2 protein-coding genes are annotated in these 4,823 nt (G+C 75.5%); both read left to right on the top strand.

Translation table 11 applies throughout. The features are described from left to right. Positions 1–559: acyl carrier protein (locus tag ACYVE9_RS15905; protein ID WP_461028509.1), on the top strand; the 559-nt coding region annotated here is incomplete at its 5' end. A gap of 66 nt (positions 560–625) precedes the next feature. Continuing rightward, a partial coding sequence (locus tag ACYVE9_RS15910) for a type I polyketide synthase (protein WP_461028510.1) occupies positions 626–4,823 on the top strand: 4,198 nt, incomplete at its 3' end.

The following is a 4,823-nucleotide window of genomic DNA, read 5'->3' on the forward strand; positions in this document are numbered from 1 at the left end:
ACCCGCCGCGGCGCCCGAAGCCCCGCTGGGCCTCGCCGAACGGCTCGCGCCGCTGTCCGCCGCCGACCGCGAGCAACTGGTGCTGGACGTCGTCGCCGAGCAGGCCGCGGCCGTACTCGGCCACGACTCCGCCGCGGAGGTGGAACCCGACCGCACGTTCAAGGAACTGGGCTTCGACTCTCTCACCGCGGTGGAACTCCGCAACCGGCTCAACACGGCCACCGGGCTGCGCCTGCCGGTCACCCTGGTGTTCGACCACCCGACCCCTGGGGCCCAGGCCCGGCACCTGCTGGCCGGCCTCGACCTGCCCGAGCCGCCCGGCACCGCCCAGGCGCTCCTGGGTGAACTGGACCGGCTGGAGAGCGCCCTGCACGACGCGGACGTGGACGGTGAGGACCGCGACCGGGTCGCCGCCCGCCTGCGCGCCCTGCTGTCCGGCTGGCAGGGCACCCCCGTCTCCGAGAGCACACCCGCCCCGACCGAGGACGCGGAACTGGACGGTGTGGATTCCGCCGGTGACCTCTTCGACCTGATCGACCGGGAGCTGGGCGGCGCATGAGCACCGCAGCCGCCTCCCGTACGCACCCGACGCCCCGGCCCCGCCCGGTTCAAGGAAGTGACACACGTGGCTGACGACGACAAGTACGTGGAATACCTCAAGCGGGTCACGGGCGAACTGCGGCAGACCCGCAAGCGGCTCCGCGAGGTGGAGGACCGCAGCCGCGAGCCCGTCGCCATCGTCGCCATGAGCTGCCGCTTCCCCGGCGGCGTCCGCTCGCCCGAGGACCTGTGGCGGCTGGTGGACGAGGGCGGCGACGCCATCGGTCCGCTGCCGGAGGACCGGGGCTGGGACATCGAGGACCGCTACGACCCCGACCCGGACAAGGCCGGCACCTTCTCGGCCCGTGAGGGCGGCTTCCTGGGCGACGCCGCCGCCTTCGACGCCGGCTTCTTCGGCATGAGCCCCCGGGAGGCGCTCGCCACCGACCCCCAGCAGCGCCTGCTGCTGGAGGCGTCCTGGGAGCTGCTGGAGCGCGCCGGGATACCGCCCGCCGGCCTCCGCGGCAGCAACACCGGCGTGTTCGTCGGCGCCGCCACCTCCGGCTACGGGCAGGGGCCGGTCGAGGTCCCCGAGGACGTGCACGGCCTGATGCTGGCCGGCAACGCCACCTCGGTCGCCTCCGGCCGCATCTCCTACGTCCTGGGCCTGGAAGGGCCCACCGTCACCGTCGACACCGCCTGCTCGTCCTCCCTGGTGACCCTGCACTGGGCCGTCCAGGCGCTGCGCGCCGGGGAGTGTGACCTCGCCATGGCCGGCGGTGCCGCGGTGATGGCCACGCCCGGCCTGCTGTTCGAGTTCAGCCGGCAGCGCGGGCTGGCCCCCGACGGCCGCTGCAAGGCCTTCTCCGACGACGCCGACGGCACCGGCTGGTCCGAGGGGGTCGGCCTACTGCTCGTCGAGCGCCTGTCCGACGCGCTCCGCAACGGGCACCGTGTCCTCGCCGTGGTCCGCGGCTCCGCCGTCAACTCCGACGGCGCCTCCAACGGCCTCACCGCGCCCAACGGGCCCGCCCAGCAGCGGGTCATCGAGAAGGCCCTCGCCAAGGCGGGCCTGTCCGCCGCCGACATCGACGCCGTCGAGGCGCACGGCACCGGCACCACGCTCGGCGACCCGATCGAGGCGCAGGCGCTGCTCGCCACCTACGGCCAGGACCGGCCCGCCGACCGGCCGCTGTGGCTCGGCGCGCTGAAGTCCAACATCGGCCACACCCAGGCCGCGTCCGGGGTCGCGGGTGTCATCAAGATGGTGATGGCGATGCGGCACGGCGTGCTGCCGCGCACCCTGCACGCCGAGGACCCCTCCCCGCACATCGACTGGTCGCCCGGCACCCTGCGGCTGCTGAACGAGCAGCGCCCCTGGGGCGCCGCCGACGCCCCGCGCCGTGCCGGGGTGTCCTCCTTCGGCGTGAGCGGGACCAACGCCCACGTCATCCTGGAGGAAGCCCAGCCGACCGGGCAGCAGGAGGCGGCCTCCACACCGCAGGAGGCGTCCGTGGCGGTGGGCGTCGACGGGCAGGCGCGGCCGATGCCGTGGCTGCTGTCCGCCCGCGGCACCGCCGCCCTCCGGGCCCAGGCCCGCCGCCTGCTGGAGCGGATCACCGAGCAGCCGGCCACCGCTCCGGCCGACCTGGCGTTCTCGCTCGCCGTGAGCCGCGCCCACCTGGAGGACCGGGCAGCTGTCGTCAGCGCGGACACCGCCGGCCTCACCGAGGCCCTGACCGCTCTCGCCGACGGGCACGAGCATGCGCGCCTCTCGGTGGACCGGGCCCGGGGCGGGAAGGTGGCCTTCCTGTTCTCCGGGCAGGGCGCCCAGCGCGCCGCCACCGGCCGCGCCCTGTACGAGGCCCACGAGCCGTTCGCCGACGCCCTCGACGAGGTCTGCGCCCACCTCGACGCCCACCTCGGTGAGCCCCTGCGCGACGTGCTGTTCGCCGCGCCGGACACCCCCGAGGCGGCACTGCTGGACCGCACCGAGTACACCCAGGCCGCACTGTTCGCCGTACAGGTCGCCCTGTATCGGCTGCTGGAGAGCCTCGGCGTCCGGCCCGACGTGCTGCTCGGCCACTCGGTCGGCGAGATCGCCGCCGCCCACGTCGCCGGCGTGCTGTCCCTCGACGACGCCTGCCGACTGGTCGCCGTACGCGGGCGGCTCATGGGCGAACTGCCCGAAGGCGGTGCCATGGTCTCCGTCCAGGCGTCCGAGGACGAGGTGCAGCCGCTGCTCGCGCCGTACGACGGACGGGTGGCCGTGGCGGCGCTCAACGGACCGCTCGCCACCGTGCTCTCCGGCGACGCCGACGCCGTCACCGCCGTGGCCGAGCAGCTCGCCGCGCAGGGGCGCAGGACCCGCAGGCTCACCGTCTCCCACGCCTTCCACTCGCACCGCATGGACCCCATGCTCGACGCGTTCGCCGAGCACACCGCCGGGCTGGCGCACGCCGCTCCGCGGGTGCCGGTGGTGTCCACCGTCACCGGTGCGCCCGTCACCGCCGAGGAACCGTTCGACGCCGGGTACTGGGTCCGCCAGGTCCGGGGCGCCGTCCGCTTCGAGACCGGCGTGCGCACCCTGGAGGAGCAGGGCGTCACCACCTACCTGGAGATCGGACCGGGCGGCGTGCTCACCGCGCTCGCCGGCGACTGCGTGACGGGCGACGCCACGCTGCTGCCGACGCTGCGCCGCGACACCGAGGAGACGGAGTCGCTGACCTCCGCCCTCACCTCGCTGCACGTGCGCGGCCACGCCGTCGACTGGAGGGCGTTCTTCGCACCGACCGGCGCACGCCGCACCGAACTGCCGACCTACGCCTTCCAGCGCCGCCGCTTCTGGCTGGAGGCGTCCGGGGACGACGCGGCGCCCGCCGGCCTGGATACGGTGCGGCACCCGCTGCTCACCACCGCAGTACCGCTGGCCGGCGGCGACGGCACGCTGCTGACCGGCACGGTGTCGGTGGAGAGCCGGCCCTGGCTCGCCGACCACGCGCTGGACGGGCGCATCCTGTTCCCCGGCACCGCGTTCCTCGACCTGGCCATGGAGGCCGCCGCCCACAGCGGTGCGGCCAGGATCGCCGACCTCACCCTGCTGGAACCGCTGGTCCTGCCCGAGGCGGGCACCGTCCAGCTCCAGGCCGCGGTCGGTGAACCCGGCCCCGACGGCGACCGCACGCTCACCGTGCACTCCCGCCCCGCCGCCGGCGACCGCACCTGGACCCGGCACGCCGAGGGCACTCTCAGCAGCACCGCCGCCCCGGCGGACACCGAAGCGGGCCTCACCTCCTGGCCACCGGCCGGGGCCGAACCGGTGGACGTGTCCGGCCTGTACGCCGGCATGGCCGCCAACGGGTTCGCCTACGGCCCCGCGTTCCGGAACGTGCGCGCCGCCTGGCGCGACGGCGACAGCGTGTACGCCGAGATCGCGCCGGAGGAAGGGGAACACCTCCAGGGCACGGACCGGTTCACCGTCCACCCCGCCCTGCTGGACGCGGCCCTGCACACCGTGGCCCTCGCCGCCGGCTCAGGCGACGACCAGGCGGCCGTGGTGCCGTTCGCCTTCACCGACGTCACCGTCGGCGCCACCGGCCTGACGGCGCTGCGGGTACGGCTCACACCCAGCGGCGACCACCGCTACGCGGTGCGCCTGTGCGACGCCACGGGAGGGGATGTCGCGGGCATCGGCGCTCTCACCCTGCGCCCGGTGGACACCAGCGCCCTCGCCCCGGCGGCCGGTGCCGGCTCCCTGTACCGGACCCGCTGGGTATCCGCGGCCCCGCACCCGGCGCCCGCCGGTGCCGTACTCCACCTCGTCGGTGACGTCTCCGTGCCGCAGGAACTGGAGCGCACCGCGGACGTCGTCCGCCACGCCGACCCGGCGGGCCTGCTGAAGTGGGCGGCGGACACGGCGATGCCGGACACCGTCGTGGCCTGCGTACCGGAGACCGGTCACGACACCGACCTGCCCGGCGCCACCCGGCGCGCCGCCCACCACGCCCTGGAACTGGTCACGCGCTGGCTTGCTGAGGAGTCCTTCACCGGCACCCGGCTGGTGCTCATGACCCGGCACGCGGTCACCACCCGGCCCGAGGACGCGGCCCGGACCGACCCCGACCAGGCGGCCGTCTGGGGCCTGCTCCGCGCCGCCAAGGCGGAGAACCCCGGCAGGTTCGCCCTGGTCGACCACGACGGGGCACCGCGGTCTCTGGCCCTGCTGCCCGCCGTCCTGGCCGGTGACGCGACCGAGACGGCCCTGCGCGACGGCTCGGCCGTCG

It is taken from the genome of Streptomyces sparsus, assembly GCF_054776295.1.